Here is an 18,843-nt window from a genome sequence, read left to right as displayed (position 1 = left end):
AGCCTTAAGACGGGCGCAAACCGCGTTCCAGCCAGAGACGGCTGGCGAGGGTGACCACGCCATCGAGCAACAGCGCCAACAGCGCGGTGCACGCGGCGCCGAGCAGCAGTTGCGGCTGATTGTTCAGGGCGATGCCGGGGAAGATCAGGCTGCCGAGGCTGTTGGCGCCGATCAGGAACGCCAGCGGCGCAGTGCCGACGTTGATCGCCAGTGCGACCCGCACGCCACCGACGATGATCGGCACGGCGTTGGGCAATTCGACTTTCCACAGCACTTGGCGCGGCGTCATGCCGATGCCGACAGCGGCTTCTTTCAGCGAGCCCTGCACATTTTTCAGGCCTTCATAGGTGTTGCGCACAATCGGCAACAGCGAGGCGAGGAACAGCGCGAAGATTGCCGGGCCACTGCCGATGCCGAGGATGCCCAGCGCAATCGCGAGCACGGCCAGCGGTGGCACGGTATTGCCGATATTGAAGATTTGCATGAAGCGTTCGGCGCGGCCGACCATGGTCGGGCGGCTGAGGAAGATACCGGCGGGAATGCCCACGACAAGGGCGGCCAGCATGGAAGCGAGGACGAGAATCAGATGAGCTTGCAGGTAAAACAACAAATCGTCGCGGTAGTGTTCGATCGTGTTGATGCCGATCCAGTGGACCAGCAGGGCCAGGAGCGCGATCACCACCGCACCTCCCATCAGCCCTTTGCCATAGCGGATAGCCACAGGCGGACTCCTTTTTTGTAGTCGGCGAGCGCAGTCCCGTGTGGCATGCCAAGCCTTGGCTGCCGGGAGCGTCGTTCGCGAAAAGTAGCCGTTTTTCAGAGCCGGCAAAGCGGTCTGAAAGCGAGCCATGAGCGCAGCCTCGTCAGGCTAACTTGCTGATTTTTCAGCCCCTGACGAAAGTTCGTAACAGGGGATGGACGTCTCCGTGCTTTAAAAGGTTCCCACGTTAGACACTATTTGGCCACCCTGTTGGAGCTGCCGAAGGCTGCGATCTTTTGACTTTGCTGCTGAAAAAAGATCAAAAGATCGCAGCCTTCGGCAGCTCCTACGGGGTTTTGCGCGGCCGAGGGACGGTGGTTTGGCGATCACTTTTTAAGCTATACTCGCCGCCCTTTTTTGAATCACCGCCAGGCGATTTCCCATGACCCAACAGGCCGCCGAAGTCGCGAAACGCCGCACTTTCGCCATTATTTCCCACCCCGATGCCGGTAAAACCACGATCACCGAAAAGCTCCTGTTGATGGGCAAGGCGATTGCAGTGGCCGGTACGGTGAAATCCCGTAAATCCGATCGCCATGCGACATCCGACTGGATGGAGATGGAGAAGCAGCGGGGTATTTCCATTACCACGTCGGTCATGCAGTTCCCCTATCGCGAACACATGATCAACCTGCTCGACACCCCGGGCCACGAAGACTTCTCCGAAGACACCTACCGCACCCTGACAGCGGTGGACTCGGCCTTGATGGTGCTCGACGGCGGTAAGGGTGTAGAGCCACGGACCATTGCGCTGATGGACGTCTGCCGTCTGCGTGACACGCCGATCGTCAGTTTCATCAACAAACTCGACCGTGACATTCGCGACCCGATCGAACTGCTCGACGAAATCGAAGCGGTCCTGAAGATCAAGGCTGCGCCGATCACCTGGCCAATCGGTTGCTACCGCGACTTCAAGGGCGTGTATCACCTGGCCGACGACTACATCATTGTCTACACCGCCGGTCACGGTCACGAACGCACCGAAACCAAGATCATCGAGAAACTCGACTCCGATGAGGCGCGCGCGCATCTGGGCGACGAGTACGATCGTTTCATCGAGCAGCTGGAACTGGTGCAGGGCGCCTGTCACGAATTCAACCAGCAGGAATTCCTCGACGGCCAACTGACCCCGGTGTTCTTCGGTACCGCATTGGGCAACTTCGGTGTCGACCACGTGCTCGATGCTGTCGTCGATTGGGCGCCGCGTCCGCTGGCCCGTGTGGCCAATGAGCGTACTGTCGAGCCGGTGGAAGAGAAGTTCTCGGGCTTCATCTTCAAGATCCAGGCGAACATGGACCCGAAACACCGCGACCGCATCGCCTTCATGCGTATCTGCTCCGGCAAGTACGAAAAAGGCATGAAGATGCGCCACGTGCGTACCGGCAAGGACGTGCGCATCGGCGACGCCCTGACGTTCTTCTCTTCCGAGCGTGAACAGCTCGAAGAAGCCTACGCTGGCGACATCATCGGTCTGCACAACCACGGTACGATCCAGATCGGCGACACCTTCAGCGAAGGCGAAGTCCTTGGTTTCACCGGTATTCCGCACTTCGCCCCGGAACTGTTCCGTCGCGTGCGTCTGCGTGATCCGCTGAAGTCCAAGCAGTTGCGTCAGGGCCTGCAGCAGTTGGCGGAAGAGGGCGCGACGCAGGTGTTCTTCCCGGAGCGCAGCAACGACATCATTCTTGGCGCCGTCGGTGTACTGCAGTTCGATGTGGTCGCCAGCCGTTTGAAAGAGGAATACAAGGTCGAGTGTTCGTATGAGCCGATCACTGTGTATTCGGCGCGCTGGATCGAATGCGACGACAAGAAGAAGCTTGAGGAATTCTCCAACAAAGCGGTGGAGAACCTCGCGCTGGATGGCGGTGGTCACCTGACTTACCTGGCGCCGACGCGGGTGAATCTGGCGTTGATGGAAGAGCGCTGGCCGGATGTGAAATTCCGCGCGACGCGGGAGCATCATTGAGGTTTGAGGTGTTTTTCTGAAAGCCCCTGAGGTGTAGGCCTTGGGGGCTTTTTTATGGGCTGCCGCTTTTGGTCTTGGCGGCCGTTGGGCCGACCAGGCTGTTGGGGTTTTGGGTGAATATCCGTTGCTGCGGGGGCTGCGGCTGGCGGTTTCGCCCTTACGGCGACTTACTTTTTACAAGCGCCTAAAAAAGTAAGCAAAAAACGCTAGCTCCTACGTTCGGCCCGCTCGCTGGGGCTCGGGGTACCTTCGCTCCGGGACTGATCCGGGCGCAGCGGCTACGGTTTGCTTCGCTGCACCTCCTTCCGCTGTGTTCGACTTCGTCGAACGGTCGCTACGCTCCCACGCCCGGATCAATCCCTCCACTCAGCCTTCCGACGTCGCCCGTGGATCAAAAGCAAGATCAAAGGCACTCGAGCTTGCGCTCATTGTTTTGAGTGGTGAGAAGCGTGTGGTCTGCTTTGGATCTGTGTTGGATTCGCCCCTCATCGGAACGCCGCCCGCCCAGCCCTCTCCCGAGGGAGAGGGGGCCGATTGATGATCTGTCCAAATCCCGAGTTCGGCTCGGTATTTCAGGTCGGCGTACCTTGCCCAAGCGACCCGGTCAGTCCCCTCTCCCTCCGGGAGAGGGTTAGGGTGAGGGGCTTTTGATCTTTAACGCCGCGTGAAAAATCAAGTTGAATCCGGGCGCGGCGATTTTTCCGTAAGGCGTTTTCCCTCTACGTCGTAGCCATACTCTGCTTTTACTTCCGCTGACCTCACCCCCACGACATTCCAATCCAAGCCGTCTACTGTTCATCAAACCCTCGCGCCCATCGGACGTTACATGCTCAAAGGACTGACCCAACTCCTGCGCCCCAACGGCTATTTCACCCCCATGGCCTGGGTCCTCGCGGCTCTGTTGTTCATCAACCGCCTCAGCGCCATGGTCAAGTTGTTCATGGCGCTGTACCTGCGTCAGGAGCTGGGGCTGGCGATTGAAACCGTCGGCTGGTTGCTGTCGGCCTATGGCGCTGGGTTGCTGGTCGGTTCGATGCTCGGTGGCTGGCTCAGTGATCACGTGCGCACGGCGCGGCTGACGGCGGCGCTGTTTTTCGTTTCGGTGTGGGTGCTGATGCTGTTGGGGCTGGTGACGCAGGTGCCGTGGCTGGCCGCTTTGTTGTTGCTCAGCGGTGTCATCGACGGCGCGATTCGGACGTTGCATCAGCGGCTGATCATGGAGTATTGCGAAGTCGCGCAACGCTCGCGTGCGCAGGCCCTGAGTCGGGTCGCGCGTAATCTCGGCATGGCCGCTGCCGGGGTGGCGGGTGGGGTGTTGGCGCAAGCGGCTTTTCGTTGGGTGTTTTTTGCCAGTGCGGCGATGACGATGCTGGCGTTGCTGTGGTTCGTGCGCACAACGTGGCGGCGGCCGGTGCTGGTGGTTGGAGACGAATCCGCCGATGGCTCGAGCGTGCCGCTTCGCGACAAGCCGTTCCTCTGGTTGCTGGCGGCGACGGCCGTGCTCGGCATCGCGTTCGACACGGTCTACAGCACGCTGGGCAATTATCTGCGTGATTACTACCACCTGAGCACAGAGGCGATCGGCTGGCAGTTCGGGCTCAATGCGCTGTTGGTGATCGCTTTACAAATCCCGCTATCGCACGCGGTCGAGCGTTGGGGCTCGCGTTGGCAGATGCTCGTTGGCAGTGTCCTGTTGGCCTGTGGGCTGGGCATGTTGCCGTTCGGTTCCGGCTTGGCTTTTGTCTGTCTGTCGACGCTGATCTGGACGCTGGGCGAGGCGCTGTTCATGCCGCCACTGAATGTGCTGGCGATGCACTTTGCGCAGAGCGGCAAGAGCGGTCAGTACTTCGGGCTGTTCTTCATGAGCTGGAGTGCCAGCGCGCTGTTGTCGCCGGTGCTCAGCGGTCAGCTGTATGGCCAGTTTGGCGGGCACAGTGTGTGGCAGATGAGCGCGCTGCTGGTGTTGATCTCCATTCCACTGACCTGGCAGGCCACGCGAGGCGCTTAGCTGTTTCGGTTATCGGGGTTATTCGAAAGCAATCTGGCGGTCGATGGCATTTCTGCCTGCGCGGTCGCGTCCTAAGTGGTGAGCCGGTCGGATCGCAACTAGATTTCACTCGGAGCCAGTCCGGCAAGCATGTCTTAGCGCAACAGGATGGAGTCGGCCATGAAAAGCAGATTGCTACGGGTTTTGATGTTGTTGAAAGTGATGGTGATGCTATCCCTCGGCACCGCAACGGCGTGGGCCGAGTGCGAGGATCACGAATCTCAGGCGTTCAATGGGCAGGTCGGGCATAGCGGGCTGATGCTTGCCAAATCCGAGTCGGAGCCGGGGGATATGAATCAGGGTGGCAGCGCCGAAGATGATGACTCGACGACCGACGAGCCGGACACCGATGATCCGGGTGACGAAGGCGATAGCCAGACATAGATCGCCGGCCAAAGAAAAACCCCTTCTGCCTCGACTGATGCGCAATCGAGGTGGAGGGGGTTGGTTAACTCTGGTTCAACGCCAATTCCCTGTAGGAGCTGCGGAACGCTGCGATCTTTTGAGCTTGCTCCTGAAAATCAAAAGATCGCAGCCTCGTTGCACTCGTCAGCTCCTACGGGTTTTGCCGTGGCTTATGCCGCGCCGTCGAGAAACTGCTCGGCGTAGTGGCAAGCCACCTGCCGATTATCCAGCTCACGCAACAGCGGTTCTTCCGTGCTGCAGCGTTCGGTCGCGTACGGGCAGCGCTTGTGGAAAGCGCAGCCCGGTGGCGGGTTCAGCGGGTTGGGCAGTTCGCCGACGATTTTGATTTTCGGCTTGTTCGGGTCCGGGTGAATGGTCGGGGTCGCCGACAGCAGGGCCTGGGTGTACGGGTGCAGCGGGCGCTCGTAGATGTCGTTCTTCGGACCCAGTTCCACCGGGCGGCCGAGGTACATCACCATCACGTCATCGGCCACGTGCTGCACCACCGCCAGGTTGTGCGAGATGAACACGTAGGCGGTGTTGAACTCCTGCTGCAAATCCATGAACAGGTTCAGCACCTGGGCCTGAATCGAAACGTCCAGCGCCGAAGTCGGTTCGTCCGCGACCAGCACTTTCGGTTGCAGCATCATTGCCCGCGCCAGAGCGATACGCTGGCGCTGACCGCCGGAGAACATGTGCGGATAGCGCTGGTAATGCTCAGGGCGCAAGCCGACCTGCTTCATCATCGCCTGGACTTTCTCGCGACGTTCGGTAGCCGACAGCTTGGTGTTGATCAACAGCGGTTCTGCCAGTTGATCACCGATTTTCTGCCGTGGGTTCAACGACGCATACGGGCTCTGAAACACCATCTGCACGTCTTTGCGCAGTTGCTTGCGCTCGGCCTTGTCGGCGCCGGCGACTTCCTGGCCGGCGATCTGCAGCGAACCCGATGACGGCTCCTCAATCAGCGTCAGGGCGCGGGCGAGAGTGGATTTGCCGCAGCCCGACTCACCCACTACGGCGAGGGTCTTGCCGGCTTCCAGTTCGAACGACACGCCGTTGAGCGCGCGCACGGTGGCGTGGCCCTTGAACAGGCCACGGGAGACTTCGTAGTGACGGGTCAGGTCGCGGGCGGTGAGTACGACGGCCATTACGCCACCTCCTGATTCAGCGGGTAGAAGCAGCGGGCGAGGCTGTTGGCTTTCGGATCAAGGCCCGGACGCTGGGTGCGGCAGTTGTCCTGCACGTACGGGCAGCGCGGCGACAGCAGGCACCCCTGCGGACGGTCATAACGGCCCGGGACGATGCCCGGCAGGGTCGACAGGCGTGAGGCGCCGAGGCTGTGCTCGGGAATCGCCTTGAGCAGCGCTTCGCTGTACGGGTGCGCCGGGATGTCGAACAGTTGCGGCACCTGACCGACTTCCACGGCTTGACCGGCGTACATCACGCAGACGCGCTGGGCAGTTTCCGCCACGACCGCGAGGTCGTGAGTGATCAGCACCAGGCCCATGTTCTGTTCTTTCTGCAACGCCAGCAGCAGATCCATGATCTGCGCCTGAATCGTCACGTCCAGCGCGGTGGTCGGTTCGTCGGCGATCAACAGTTTCGGCTCGCCGGCAATCGCCATGGCGATCGCAACACGCTGGCTCATACCGCCAGACAGTTGATGCGGGTAGGCGTCCATACGGCTGGCGGCGCCCGGGATCTCGACCTTTTCCAGCAGTTCGATGGCACGCTTGCGCGCTTGCTTGCCGGACATTTTCAGGTGCAGGCGCAGCACTTCCTCGATCTGGAAACCGACGGTGTAGCTCGGGTTCAGCGCGGTCATCGGATCCTGGAAGACCATCGACAGGTCTTTGCCGACGATCTGCCGACGCTGACGGTTGCTCAGTTTGAGCATGTCCTTGCCGTCGAAGCTGAGCGAGTCAGCGGTGACGATGCCGGGATGCTCGATCAGGCCCATCAGCGCCATCATGGTCACGGATTTACCCGAACCCGACTCGCCAACGATGGCCAATACTTCGCCTTTGTCGACTTTCAGGTCGAGGCCGTCGACCACCGGGGTCGCGGTCTTGTCGCCGAAGCGGACGTTGAGATTCTTGATTTCTAGCAGTGACATTTGAATCTCCTCAGGCGGCGTTCTTGAGTTTCGGGTCCAGCGCATCGCGCAGGCCGTCGCCCATCAAGTTGATTGCCAGCACGCTGAGCAAAATGGTCAGACCAGGCAGACTTACTACCCACCAGGCGCGTTCGATGTAGTCGCGGGCCGAGGCCAGCATGGTGCCCCACTCAGGGGTTGGCGGTTGTACGCCGAGGCCGAGGAAGCCCAGTGCGGCGGCATCGAGAATCGCCGAAGAAAAGCTCAGGGTTGCCTGTACGATCAGCGGCGCCATGCAGTTGGGCAGCACGGTGATGAACATCAGGCGCGGCAGACCGGCACCGGCGAGACGCGCGGCGGTGACGTAGTCGCGGTTCAGTTCGCCCATGACGGCGGCACGGGTCAGACGCACGTAGGACGGCAGGGAAACCACGGCAATCGCGATCACGGTGTTGATCAGGCCAGGGCCGAGGATGGCGACGATTGCCACGGCCAGCAGCAGCGACGGCAGGGCCAGCATGATGTCCATCAGACGCATGATGGTCGGGCCGACCACTTTCGGGAAGAAACCGGCAAACAGACCCAGCAGGATCCCCGGAATCAGCGACATTACCACCGACGACAAGCCGATCAGCAGCGACAGGCGCGAACCCTGGATCAGACGCGACAGCAGGTCACGACCGAGTTCATCGGTGCCGAGCAGGAACTGCATCTGCCCGCCTTCGAGCCACGCCGGCGGCGTCAGCAGGAAGTCACGGTATTGCTCGCTCGGATTATGCGGCGCGACCCACGGCGCGAAGATCGCGCAGAAGATGATCAGCAGCATGAACAGCAGGCCGGCAACGGCGCCCTTGTTCTTTGAGAACGCTTGCCAGAATTCTTTGTAAGGCGACGGGTACAGCAGGCTTTGATCCACGGCGGACGTGGCGGCGGCTACTGAGGATGTTGGAGTGCTCATGGGTATTGACCTCAGCGCTGATGACGGATGCGTGGGTTGGCAAAGCCGTAGAGGATGTCCACCACGAAGTTGACCAGAATCACCAGGCAGGCGATTAACAGGATGCCGTTTTGCACCACCGGATAGTCCCGGGCGCCGATGGCTTCGATCAGCCATTTACCGATGCCGGGCCAGGAGAAGATGGTTTCGGTCAGGACCGCACCGGCCAGCAGCGTGCCGACCTGCAGGCCGACCACGGTCAGCACCGGAATCAGCGCATTGCGCAGACCGTGCACGAACACCACGCGCGACGGCGACAGGCCTTTGGCCTTGGCGGTGCGGATGTAGTCTTCGCGCAGCACTTCGAGCATCGACGAACGGGTCATCCGCGCGATTACCGCCAGCGGAATGGTGCCGAGCACGATGGCCGGCAGGATCAGGTGATGCAGGGCGTCGAAGAACGCGCCGACGTCATCGGCCAGCAGCGTGTCGATCAGCATGAAGCCGGTCTTCGGCTCGATGTCATACAGCAGGTCGATGCGCCCAGACACCGGGGTCCAGCCCAGGCTCACCGAGAAGAACATGATCAGGATCAGGCCCCACCAGAAGATCGGCATCGAATAGCCCGCGAGGGAGATGCCCATCACCCCGTGGTCGAACAGCGATCCTCGTTTGAGTGCCGCGATCACCCCGGCCAGAAGCCCGAGGATGCCAGCGAACAGCAGGGCGGCCATGGACAGTTCCAGGGTCGCCGGGAAAAGAGAGGTGAACTCGGTCCACACGCTTTCACGGGTACGCAACGACTCACCGAGATCGCCCTGGGCCAGTTTGCCGATGTAGTCCAGATACTGGGCATACAGCGGCTTGTTCAGCCCCAGGCGTTCCATTGCCTGAGCGTGCATTTCGGGGTCGACCCGACGTTCGCCCATCATCACTTCCACGGGGTCGCCCGGAATCATGCGAATCAACGCGAAAGTCAGCAAGGTGATGCCGAAAAACGTGGGGATCAACAACCCCAGTCGGCGGGCAATAAAACTAAACATCTTGTGTGGTACCTCATCAGCCGGTTAGGCGTGCCCGGTGTTCCATAGGTCAGGAGCACCGGGCGTTTCTTATCTACTTCACCTGGGTGGTGGCGAAGTTATTAGTGGTGAGAGGGCTGATGTGGTAGCCCTCTACATTGTTGCGCATTGCAGTGAACATCCGAGTATGGGCCATGCTGATCCATGGCTGGTCCTGATTAAACAGCACTTGGGCCTGTTCGTAGAGCGCGGCGCGTTCGGCCGGATCTACTTTAGCCCGCGCTTCATCCAGCAGTGCCTGGAATTTCTCGTTGCACCAGCGTGCGTAGTTTTCGCCGTTCTTGGCGGCCTCGCAACTGAGCATAGGCGTCAGGAAGTTATCCGGGTCGCCGTTGTCGCCCGCCCATCCGGCCGAGACCATGTCGTGCTCGCCGGCCTTGGCGCGCTTGAGCATTTCGCCCCATTCCATCACGCGGATGTCGATCTTGATCCCGACTTTCGCCAGGTCAGCCTGCATCATCTGCGCACCGAGCATCGGGTTGGGGTTGGTCGGACCGCCGCCGTTGCGGGTGAACAGGGTGAAGGTGGTGCCTTCCGGAACCCCGGCTTCCTTGAGCAGCGCGCGCGCCTTGTCGAGGTCGCGTGGCGGGTTTTTCAGATCATGGTTGTAGCCGAGCAGGGTCGGCGGGTACGGGTTGACCGCCACCGACGCGTTGCCCTTGCCGAACAGCGCGTTGACGTAGGCTTCCTTGTCGAACGCGATGTCGATGGCTTTGCGCACGCGTACGTCGCTCATGTACTTGTGCTGGGTGTTCATGGCGATGTACGAAACGGTCATCGCGTCCAGCTCGTCGACTTTCAGCTTGCTGTCTTTCTTGATGCTCGGGATGTCATCCGGTTTCGGATACAGCGCGACCTGACACTCGTTGGCCTTGAGCTTTTGCAGGCGCACGTTGTTGTCGGTGGCGATCGCCAAAATCAACGCGTCGGCCGGCGGCTTGCCACGGAAGTAATCCGGGTTGGCCTTGAAGCGCACCTGCGCATCCTTGGCGTAACGCTGGAAGATGAACGGGCCGGTGCCGATTGGCTTGTTGTTCAGATCGCCGGTCTTGTTGGCCTTGAGCAACTGGTCGGCGTATTCGGCCGGGTAGATCGACGAGAACGCCATGGCGATGTCGGCCAGGAACGGCGCTTCGCGACGGGTCAGGGTGAACTTGACCGTGTTGTCGTCGACTTTTTCTACGCTTTTGAGCAGTTCCTTGAAGCCCATGCTTTCAAAGTACGGGAAGCCCACGCTGGACAGTTTGTGCCACGGGTGATTCGGGTCCAGCTGACGCTGGAAGCTCCAGACCACGTCGTCGGCATTCATGTCGCGGGTCGGCTTGAAATATTCGGTGGTGTGAAACTTGACGCCTTTGCGCAGGTGGAAGGTGTAGGTCAGGCCATCTTCGCTGATGTCCCAGGACTCGGCGAGCGCCGGGATCACTTCGGTGGTGCCGGGCTTGAAATCGGCCAGGCGATTGAAGATGGTTTCGGCCACAGCGTCCGCCGTGACTGCAGTTGTGTACTGGACCATATCGAAGCCTTCCGGGCTGGCTTCGGTGCAGACCACCAAGGGTTTGGCCGAGGCGCCGACAGCGACACTCAGCAACGCAGCCGCGATGGCCGCACGTAGGGGAAGCATTTTCATCGATAACCCTCTGCAATCGGTTGAAGACAGAAAACCGAACGGCCGACTCATCATGAGTCAGCCGTCGGTTGGCGTTTTTACAGAATGTTGAACGGGATGGTGGTTACGAGACGGAACTCGTTGATGCTGCCATCCAGCTGATTATCACTGGCACGGTGCGCAGTGTAGGTGGCGCGGATGGCCGTGGCTTTGAGCGGACCACTTTGAACCGCGTAAGCAGCACCGATTCCGTATTCGTAGTGGTGTTCGCCGTCCATCGCCAGCACGCTGTCATAAGCGCCGCCTTTATAGTGGGTACCGTCGATGCCCCAGCCACGTGCGCTGTAGACGTTGAACTTCAAGCCAGGCACGCCATATTCAGCCATGTTCAGACCGTAAGCGACTTGGAAGGATTTCTCGTTCGGGCCGTTGAAGTCCGAGAGCAGGGAGTTGGCCAGGTAAATACCGTTGGTTTCGTGCAGGTAGTCGAAGTACTCGTTGCCGTTAATTTCCTGGTACGAGAACGTCAGGCTATGGGCCTGGTGAGTCAGACCCAGGGACAGCGAGTACGTATCGTTGTCGATGTCACCCAGCTTGGCTTTACCTTCATCCACGGTCTTGTAGTAGTTCAGGCCGGTGGTCAGGCTCAGAATCTGGCTGTCGCCCAGTTCGTGGGTGGCGCCGAAGTAGTACTGTTTCCACATGTCTTCAGCTTGAGTGGCCCACAAGCTGGTTTTCAGGCTGGCAAACGGCTGATAGGAAATACCAGCGGTGTTGACGTGATCAATTTCAATGATCGAATCAGCGTATTCGGAACGGAACTTGCGCTGGCTTTCTTCTGTACGCGGCGAGTTCTGATCGAACGTCGCGATGTCGAAGGTCAGGTTTTCCAGCTCTTCACTGTGCAGGCTGACGCCTTGAAAGCTCGAAGGCAGGGGACGGTTGCCGATCACGTCAACCATCGGGCTGCTGAAGTTCTGGCGGCCAGCGGTCAGGGTGGTATTGGAAACCCGAGCTTTGACGTTAGCCAAGCCCAGTTTGCTCCATTGGCCTTCAGCGTCACCGCCGTTACGGGTCAGTGTACGGTTGTTGCCTGGGCGCTCGAGACCGGCTTCCGGAGCGCCGCCGTTGCCGGATGCAAGGTTTTTGCGATCACGCTCCAGCGCAATGGCGTTGTACAGCGCAACTTCGGTGCTGATACCGACAGTACCTTCGGTGAACCCGGAGTTGTACTTGATGATGGTCCCCTGTACCCAGTTGATGCGGCGATCAGTGGTTTGCAGCGTGTCGTTATGTTTATAGCGGAATTTGGCGCCACGCTTGAGTTCTTCGTTGGCGTACCAGTTACGCGTCGATCCAGTAATCGACTGACCTTCCAGAAAGCCGGTGGCCTCAGCCTGGGCGCTTTTGGTGTTGACGGTCACCGGGGTGAACGCCTGGCTCTGGGTTTCCGCATAAGCCGTAGCGGTGATGCTGCTGATGGCCAAGGCCAGTATCGCGGTGCTGCTCAGTTTCATGGGTGAAGCTCCTTTACTTTCTTTTTATCCCGGCTTTTTTGGTATGCCGGTTATTGGTTTAGAACTCGTTCACACATCGCAAACGTTTGCAAAAAGCCGGATTGGCGAATTTCGGCAAAGCGCTTGCGTGAGGGGAGTAGACGGCTCCCCTCAGCATTGCGGCTAATCGGTTGGTTTAATCGATACTGACACCCGAGAACACGTTGCGGCCGAACGGGCTGACTTTGAACCCTTCGACCCGGGTGCTTAACGGCTGGTTGACCGTCGAGTGGGCGACAGGCGTGATCGGCACTTGCTGTTTAAGCAATTGCTGGGCCTGTTTATAAAGCACGGTGCGCTGGTCGCGGTCGGTGACGACCTTGGCCTGTTTGATCAGCTTGTCGTAAGCCGGGTCGCACCACATGGAGTAGTTGTTGCCGCCGATGGCGTCGCAGCTGTACAGCGTGCCCAGCCAGTTGTCCGGGTCCCCGTTGTCACCGGTCCAGCCGATCAGGCTGACGTCGTGCTCGCCGTTCTTGGTGCGCTTGATGTACTCGCCCCATTCGTAACTGACGATCTTCACTTTCAGACCGATCTTGGCCCAGTCGGACTGGAGCATTTCGGCCATCAGTTTGGCGTTCGGGTTGTACGGACGCTGCACCGGCATTGCCCACAGGGTGATCTCGGTGCCTTCTTTCACGCCGGCAGCCTTGAGCAGTTCCTTGGCTTTTTCCGGGTTGTAGGCGGCGTCCTTGATGGTGTCGTCGTAGGACCACTGGGTCGGTGGCATGGCGTTGACGGCCAGTTGGCCGGCGCCTTGATAAACAGCGTTGAGAATTCCCTGTTTATTCACCGCCATGTCCAGCGCCTGACGCACTTCCAGTTGATCGAACGGCTTGTGGCGGACGTTGTAGGCGATGTAGCCGAGGTTGAAGCCCGGCTTGGAAATCAGTTGCAGTTTCGGGTCGGCCTTCAGCGCTTCAACATCGGCAGGACGCGGGTGCAGGGTGATCTGGCACTCGTTGGCCTTGAGCTTCTGCACACGTACCGAAGCGTCGGTGTTGATCGCGAAAATCAGGTTCTTCAGCTTGACCCGGCTCGGATCCCAGTACTGCGGGTTACCGGTGTAACGGATATTCGAGTCTTTCTGGTAGCTCTTGAACACGAACGGCCCGGTGCCGATCGGCTTCTGATTGATGTCGCTCGGCTTGCCGTCGGCCAGCAGCTTGTCGGCGTATTCGGCAGACAGAATGGCGGCGAAGCTCATGGCGATGTTCTGGATGAACGCTGCGTCAACACTGTTGAGCGTGAACTCCACGGTCAGCGGCCCGGTCTTCTCGACCTTGGCGATGTTCTTGTTCAGGCTCATCCCGTTGAAGTACGGAAACTCGGTGGGATAGGCCTTGCGGAACGGCTGTTGCGCATCGAGCATGCGATTGAACGTGAACAGCACGTCGTCGGCGTTAAAATCGCGGCTCGGCTTGAAGTAAGGGGTTGTGTGAAATTTCACGCCTTCACGCAGGTGAAAGGTGTATTTCAGGCCATCTTCGGAAATGTCCCACTTGGTTGCCAGACCGGGTACGACATTGGTCGCGCCTTTTTCGAACTCCACCAGGCGGTTGTACAGCGGCTCGGCGGCGTCGTTGTCGGTGGCCGTCGTGTATTGCGCGGTATCGAAACCCGCCGGGCTGCCTTCCGAGCAGAACACCAGGCTGTCGCTGGCGGCGTAGCTTGCAGACGTGGCGGCCAACAGTGCGGAAAAAACCAAGGTATGGCGCATGACGCTCCCTCTTTTTTAGTGTTATGCAATGCACCTGGATCCCGATCCCGGGACTTTCTGGTCGCATTGAGCTCAATCCAAATACGTACGGCAAAACCGGTGGCCCACGCAGACACTGGTCAGTACGCGACGGTAGGCACCGTGCCTCTGGCAGTAAATACGTAATTGCCTTAATGCTCGTAGGAAAAGTCGACGCGCCTATACCGAAGCAATCATCTGCGGCGGATTTGGGTGTAGGCCTTTTCCTTTTTTCCCGGTAGATAAAGCAACGGCGACGTCAGAAACGCCGCCGTTGCAATGTCTTACTTGCTGACGCTGACGCCGTAGAAGGAATTCAGGCCAAATGGGCTGATCTTGAAATCCTGCACGTTGGCGCGCATGGGTTGATACACCGTCGAGTGAGCGATAGGTGTCATTGGAACTGCATCTTTGAGGACGTGTTGCGCCTGTTTGTACAGCTCGGTGCGCTTGCCCTGGTCGGTAGTGCGTTTGGCTTCTTTCACCAGGCCGTCGAACTTCTTGTCGCACCACTTGGAGAAGTTGTTGCCGCTCAGCGAGTCGCAGCCGAACAGAACGTTGAGCCAGTTGTCCGGATCACCATTGTCACCGCTCCAGCCAATGATCATGGCCTGGTTCTCGCCACCTTTGGAGCGCTTGATGTACTCGCCCCACTCGTAGCTGGTGATCTTCACTTTCAAGCCGATCTTGGCCCAGTCGGACTGGAGCATTTCAGCCATCAGTTTGGCGTTCGGGTTGTACGGACGCTGCACCGGCATCGCCCACAGGACGATCTCGGTACCTTCCTTGACGCCGGCTTCCTTGAGCAGCTGTTTGGCTTTCTCAGGGTCGTACTTGGCATCCTTGATGGTGGTGTCGTAGGACCACTGGGTCGGCGGCATGGCGTTGACGGCCAGTTGGCCCGCGCCCTGGTAAACCGAATCGATGATCTGCGGCTTGTTCACGGCCATGTCCAGCGCCTGACGCACGCGCAGGTCAGCCAGCGGGTTGGCCTCGTTGCTGCCCTTGACCTTGTCCATCACGTTGTAGGCGATGTAGCCCAGGTTGAAGCCGGCCTGATCCGGCATCTTCAGCGACTTGTCTTCTTTCAGCGCTTTCAGATCGGCCGGACGCGGGAACAGGGTGACCTGGCACTCGTTCTTTTTCAGCTTCTGGATACGCACCGACGGGTCGGTGGTGATGGCGAAGATCAGGTTGTCGATCTTCACGTCTTCAGGTTTCCAGTAATCCTTGTTGCCGGTGTAACGGATGTTCGAGTCTTTCTGGTAGCTCTTGAACACGAACGGACCAGTGCCGACCGGCTTCTGGTTGATGTCGGCAGGCTTGCCTTCTTTCAACAGTTGCGCTGCGTATTCGGCGGACTGCACCGAGGCGAAGCTCATGGCCATGTTCTGGATGAACGCAGCGTCGACTTCTTTCAGGGTGAACTTGACGGTGTGGTCGTCGACTTTATCGATCTTGGTGATGTTGGTGTCCATCCCCATGTCGGTGAAGTACGGGAATTCGGTCGGGTACGCCTTACGGAACGGGTCGTCCTTGTTGATCATGCGGTTGAACGTAAACAGCACGTCGTCGGCGTTGAATTCACGAGTCGGCTTGAAATACGGGGTGGTATGGAACTTGACGCCTTCACGCAGGTGGAAGGTGTAGGTCAGGCCATCGTCGGAAATGTCCCATTTGGTCGCCAGGCCAGGAATCACGGCGGTGCCGCCGCGCTCGAACTGGGTCAGGCGGTTGAACATGGTTTCGGCTGAGGCGTCGAAGTCGGTTCCGGTGGTGTACTGGCCTGGATCAAAACCGGCCGGGCTCCCTTCGGAGCAGAACACCAGGTTAGTCGCAGCGGTGGCGAAAGGTGCGGAGGCTAACAAGCCTGCGCCGACTAGAAACGGAATGACCGCGTGTTTAAGCATGTTGGCCTCATGATTTGTTGTCATTTTTTAGTTGTGAGGTACGACCTCGTGAGTCGTGCCTGCGGATACTTATGCAGGCCCCATACCCAATGCAAGATCCAGAGCGGTCGGCGGCGTTAAACGGTGGCACGAACGTACCTTAATGTCGCATCCGTATAACTTTTGACGCATTTGACCGTTTGCGGGTGGTTTTTGCGGTGCATTCGGGGCACTGAAATGGTGCGGTGGAGGTGTCGGGTGCGCTTGGGTGGGGCTTGGTGTTACTTATTTATACCCTTGGGGATGGGCGGGGTTGAGGGGTTTTCGCGGTGGGCTTTGGTGGGGTGGATTGGGGCAGGGATTGGGGAGTTTTACTTGGTGCAACTGGGTGTTTCGATTGGTGGCACCTTGGCGGCCTTTGGGCCGACCAGGCTCTTGGGTTTTGGGTGTATATCCGTTTCTGCGGGTGTTGCGGATTGCGGTTCCGCCCTTACGGCGGGTCACCTTTTTCAAACGCCAAAAAGGTAACCGAAAAGGCTTGCTCCTGCGTTCGGCCCTCGCAGGCTCGGGTTCCTTCGCTGCGGGACTGATCCGGGCGCAGCGGCTCCGGTTTGCTTCGCTGCACCTACACTCGCTGTGTACGACTGCGTCGTACGGTCGCTGCGCTCCCACGCCCGGATCAATCCCTCCACTCAGCCTTCCGACGTCGCCGGTGGATCAAGATCAAGAGCAGGCAAGCTGACACTCGGCCTATTGAGTGGTGAAGAGCGGGTGTTCGGCGTTATTTTTGTTGTGGATTTGCCCCGCACCCCAGCCCTCTCCCCGAGGAGAAGGGGCTGATTTGTGTGTTTTTCAAATCCTGAGTTCAACTCGGAGTTTCACGTTGGCGTATCTCCCCCAAACACCTCGGTCAGTCCCCTCTCCCTCTGGGAGAGGGTTAGGGTGAGGGTTTGCTTTTTGGCTGTTTAAATCCGCTGCGAAACAGCCAGAACCTTCCCACAAGGTTTTCAGGTTGTCCGTCGGACGTCCGCTCTCTAGGCTTGGGTCGTCGCTGGTTGTTCAGCGATCGGGTGTGAGAACCCGACATTCATAGTCATTCAGTGCCCAGATCCGCATAATTGCCGCCAGCAAGTTTGCTGCCTGCAAGTGCGTTATGGCGGCTCTGTGCGGGCGGGCCTATGTCCGGCCGGGTGCCTATGACCGGTTTTCTCACCCCGCACAAAGCTGCCACCTCTTCGTCGTGTGAGAAACGGCATCGAGATGGCTCAACCTCATAGGTGAAGCGCATGAGCAAACCAGTCCCCGACCCACCCGAAGAAACCTCAACCCCCTTGAAGCCGCGCTGCGTGCCGACGATCTCGCGAAGAACCGCGAAGCCATCAAGCGTGCCCTCGATTTCTATCTCTGCCCGCCACCCGGCAAACCCCATCCACCCAGCACGATGTTTTTGATCCGGCCCGACATCGACACTGAAAGCCTGCTGGCTCACGCCTGTGAGTCCCTTGCTTCAGCCAATACGCTGGCCAGCGATTTCGCCGATCAGCTTGGTAGGCCGCAGCGCAATACGGCGCTGGCGATTCAGCAGATCATCATGCTGGCGGAGCTGGCGGTGAATCGGGCGCTGGATCGGGTTGATCCGCACGCTTGAGATCGCGTCATCGTTCTTCGCGAGCAGGCTCGCTCCCACATTCAAATGCGTTCAATCTGTGGGAGCGAGCCTGCTCGCGAAAGCGGTGGATCATTCACTACAAAACCCGGGCACAAAAAAACCGGCAACCATTTACTGATTGCCGGTCCTTCATTCAGCCAAGCTCAAATCACTGCATCAACACTTCAATCGAGCCATCGGCGGTCATGCTGACCTGGCTGGTGCCGGCTTCAACTTCAGGCGTCACCGGCGCGGAATCCATGGCCGCGGCTTTCATCATCATCGGCGCGCGCAGGTACGGTTGTGGATAACCGTTGCTGTTGAGGTTCAGGTTGACGATTTTGTAGCCCTTGCCGCCCAGGGCGTCGGTGGCCAGTTGGGCGCGGGTCTTGAAGGCGGTGACGGCTTCTTTGAGCAACTGGTCTTCGCTGGCCTTGCGGGTCGGGTCGGCGATGGCGAAGTCCATGCCGCCCATTTTCAGGTCGGTCAGCAGCTCGCCGGTGAGTTTTGACAGGGCGGCGAAGTCGGTGCTTTCCAGGCGCAGTTCGGCGCGTTCGCGCCAGCCGGTGATCTTCTGGCCTTTGGTGTCGTAGATCGGATAGCTGTTGCGGCTGCCCGTGCGCAGGGTGATGTCTTTGACTTGTTTGGCCTGGGCGGTGGCCTTGTTCATGGTGGTGCTGATGGCGGCGGCGAGTTTGGCCGGGTCGGTGTTCTGCTCTTCGGTGTAGAGCGTCACGATCATCTGGTCGCGGGCCACTTCCTGGCTGACTTCGGCGCGCAGGGAAATCTGGTTGTAGTGCAGCTCATCGGCGGCCAGCGCCGGGAGGCTGGCGACGCTGCCGACGGTCAGGGCGAGGAGGGCGGCGCTGCGGCGAAATGTGTGCATGAAGGCTCCTTGAATGAGGCGCAGGTGATGGGTCGCGGCCTGCGTGAACCATCAGACTCTAACTTCTATGATCCGGTTCGCCCAGTTACAACTTCTATACAGATACCTGCGCGCAGTCGGGAGTGCTTCTGTGGCGAGGGGATTTATCCCCGATCGGCTGCGCAGCAGGCGCAAATCCGGCTGATGCGGTATGTCTGGTTAAATGAGGTCGCATGATTTGGG

13 protein-coding genes and 1 pseudogene are annotated in these 18,843 nt (G+C 59.3%); 4 read left to right on the top strand and 10 right to left on the bottom strand.

The features are described from left to right. Positions 1-4: 4 nt before the first annotated feature. Positions 5-694 (bottom strand): ABC transporter permease, encoded by a 690-nt coding sequence (locus ACZZ0K_RS19875; RefSeq protein WP_172667905.1) that lies wholly within the window; start codon positions 692-694, stop codon positions 5-7. 448 nt (positions 695-1,142) lie between these two features. Here ACZZ0K_RS19875 and ACZZ0K_RS19870 point away from each other — a divergent pair, with 448 nt between their 5' ends. From ACZZ0K_RS19870 to ACZZ0K_RS19860, 3 genes are all read left to right on the top strand, one after another. Beyond that, positions 1,143-2,726, top strand: coding sequence for a peptide chain release factor 3 (locus ACZZ0K_RS19870; protein ID WP_039759481.1), 1,584 nt, complete (start codon positions 1,143-1,145; stop codon positions 2,724-2,726). Between the two features lie 826 nt (positions 2,727-3,552). After that, a complete protein-coding gene (locus ACZZ0K_RS19865; RefSeq protein ID WP_463559271.1) occupies positions 3,553-4,734 on the top strand; it encodes an MFS transporter in 1,182 nt (393 codons plus the stop codon). Between the two features lie 159 nt (positions 4,735-4,893). Further along, positions 4,894-5,157, top strand: a complete 264-nt coding sequence (locus tag ACZZ0K_RS19860) for a hypothetical protein (RefSeq protein WP_056782908.1) — start codon at positions 4,894-4,896, stop codon at positions 5,155-5,157. A 191-nt stretch (positions 5,158-5,348) separates the two neighbouring features. Here ACZZ0K_RS19860 and ACZZ0K_RS19855 read toward each other — a convergent pair whose 3' ends face one another. The 8 genes from ACZZ0K_RS19855 to ACZZ0K_RS19820 form a co-directional block, all read right to left on the bottom strand. Continuing rightward, positions 5,349-6,329 carry a peptide ABC transporter ATP-binding protein gene (locus tag ACZZ0K_RS19855; protein WP_071174376.1) on the bottom strand — a complete coding sequence of 327 codons (981 nt, stop codon included), beginning with the start codon at positions 6,327-6,329 and terminating at the stop codon, positions 5,349-5,351. Then, the gene (locus ACZZ0K_RS19850) at positions 6,329-7,297 is read right to left on the bottom strand and encodes an ABC transporter ATP-binding protein (protein WP_016771722.1); all 969 of its coding nucleotides are present in this window, start codon (positions 7,295-7,297) and stop codon (positions 6,329-6,331) included. Before ACZZ0K_RS19850 ends, ACZZ0K_RS19855 begins: the two co-directional genes overlap by 1 nt. A gap of 10 nt (positions 7,298-7,307) precedes the next feature. Beyond that, positions 7,308-8,234, bottom strand: coding sequence for an ABC transporter permease subunit (locus tag ACZZ0K_RS19845; RefSeq protein ID WP_258707600.1), 927 nt, complete (start codon positions 8,232-8,234; stop codon positions 7,308-7,310). An 11-nt stretch (positions 8,235-8,245) separates the two neighbouring features. Next, on the bottom strand, positions 8,246-9,256 hold the full coding sequence (locus ACZZ0K_RS19840; RefSeq protein WP_016771720.1) for an ABC transporter permease subunit: 1,011 nt from the start codon (positions 9,254-9,256) through the stop codon (positions 8,246-8,248). A 73-nt stretch (positions 9,257-9,329) separates the two neighbouring features. Continuing rightward, complete coding sequence (locus ACZZ0K_RS19835; protein WP_024011590.1) at positions 9,330-10,925, bottom strand: ABC transporter substrate-binding protein; 1,596 nt, start codon at positions 10,923-10,925, stop codon at positions 9,330-9,332. A gap of 77 nt (positions 10,926-11,002) precedes the next feature. After that, on the bottom strand, positions 11,003-12,421 hold the full coding sequence (locus tag ACZZ0K_RS19830) for an OprD family porin (protein WP_041477955.1): 1,419 nt from the start codon (positions 12,419-12,421) through the stop codon (positions 11,003-11,005). 175 nt (positions 12,422-12,596) lie between these two features. Next, positions 12,597-14,180 (bottom strand): ABC transporter substrate-binding protein, encoded by a 1,584-nt coding sequence (locus tag ACZZ0K_RS19825; protein ID WP_463559270.1) that lies wholly within the window; start codon positions 14,178-14,180, stop codon positions 12,597-12,599. 302 nt (positions 14,181-14,482) lie between these two features. Further along, positions 14,483-16,108, bottom strand: a complete 1,626-nt coding sequence (locus ACZZ0K_RS19820) for an ABC transporter substrate-binding protein (protein WP_252868797.1) — start codon at positions 16,106-16,108, stop codon at positions 14,483-14,485. Positions 16,109-17,373: 1,265 nt separating this feature from the next. Between ACZZ0K_RS19820 and ACZZ0K_RS19815 the strand changes: the two are divergent. After that, positions 17,374-17,735 (top strand): annotated as a pseudogene (locus ACZZ0K_RS19815) (DUF6124 family protein). 169 nt (positions 17,736-17,904) lie between these two features. Here ACZZ0K_RS19815 and ACZZ0K_RS19810 read toward each other — a convergent pair. Beyond that, positions 17,905-18,621, bottom strand: coding sequence for an SIMPL domain-containing protein (locus ACZZ0K_RS19810; protein ID WP_016771714.1), 717 nt, complete (start codon positions 18,619-18,621; stop codon positions 17,905-17,907). Positions 18,622-18,843: the final 222 nt, after the last annotated feature.

Source organism: Pseudomonas sp. AC255, assembly GCF_979258175.1.
Note: the sequence above shows the minus strand (reverse complement) of the source record. Positions and strands in the feature narration are given on the sequence as shown.

Excerpts from the sequence above, each read along its gene's own strand:
- ACZZ0K_RS19865 (WP_463559271.1), top strand. The coding sequence starts at position 3,553 with ATGCTCAAAGGACTGACCCAACTCCTGCGCCCCAACGGCTATTTCACC.
- ACZZ0K_RS19835 (WP_024011590.1), bottom strand. The coding sequence starts at position 10,925 with ATGAAAATGCTTCCCCTACGTGCGGCCATCGCGGCTGCGTTGCTGAGT.
- ACZZ0K_RS19855 (WP_071174376.1), bottom strand. The coding sequence starts at position 6,329 with ATGGCCGTCGTACTCACCGCCCGCGACCTGACCCGTCACTACGAAGTC.
- ACZZ0K_RS19825 (WP_463559270.1), bottom strand. The coding sequence starts at position 14,180 with ATGCGCCATACCTTGGTTTTTTCCGCACTGTTGGCCGCCACGTCTGCA.
- ACZZ0K_RS19830 (WP_041477955.1), bottom strand. The coding sequence starts at position 12,421 with ATGAAACTGAGCAGCACCGCGATACTGGCCTTGGCCATCAGCAGCATC.
- ACZZ0K_RS19875 (WP_172667905.1), bottom strand. The coding sequence starts at position 694 with ATGGGAGGTGCGGTGGTGATCGCGCTCCTGGCCCTGCTGGTCCACTGG.
- ACZZ0K_RS19850 (WP_016771722.1), bottom strand. The coding sequence starts at position 7,297 with ATGTCACTGCTAGAAATCAAGAATCTCAACGTCCGCTTCGGCGACAAG.
- ACZZ0K_RS19810 (WP_016771714.1), bottom strand. The coding sequence starts at position 18,621 with ATGCACACATTTCGCCGCAGCGCCGCCCTCCTCGCCCTGACCGTCGGC.
- ACZZ0K_RS19845 (WP_258707600.1), bottom strand. The coding sequence starts at position 8,234 with ATGAGCACTCCAACATCCTCAGTAGCCGCCGCCACGTCCGCCGTGGAT.
- ACZZ0K_RS19860 (WP_056782908.1), top strand. The coding sequence starts at position 4,894 with ATGAAAAGCAGATTGCTACGGGTTTTGATGTTGTTGAAAGTGATGGTG.
- ACZZ0K_RS19870 (WP_039759481.1), top strand. The coding sequence starts at position 1,143 with ATGACCCAACAGGCCGCCGAAGTCGCGAAACGCCGCACTTTCGCCATT.
- ACZZ0K_RS19820 (WP_252868797.1), bottom strand. The coding sequence starts at position 16,108 with ATGCTTAAACACGCGGTCATTCCGTTTCTAGTCGGCGCAGGCTTGTTA.
- ACZZ0K_RS19840 (WP_016771720.1), bottom strand. The coding sequence starts at position 9,256 with ATGTTTAGTTTTATTGCCCGCCGACTGGGGTTGTTGATCCCCACGTTT.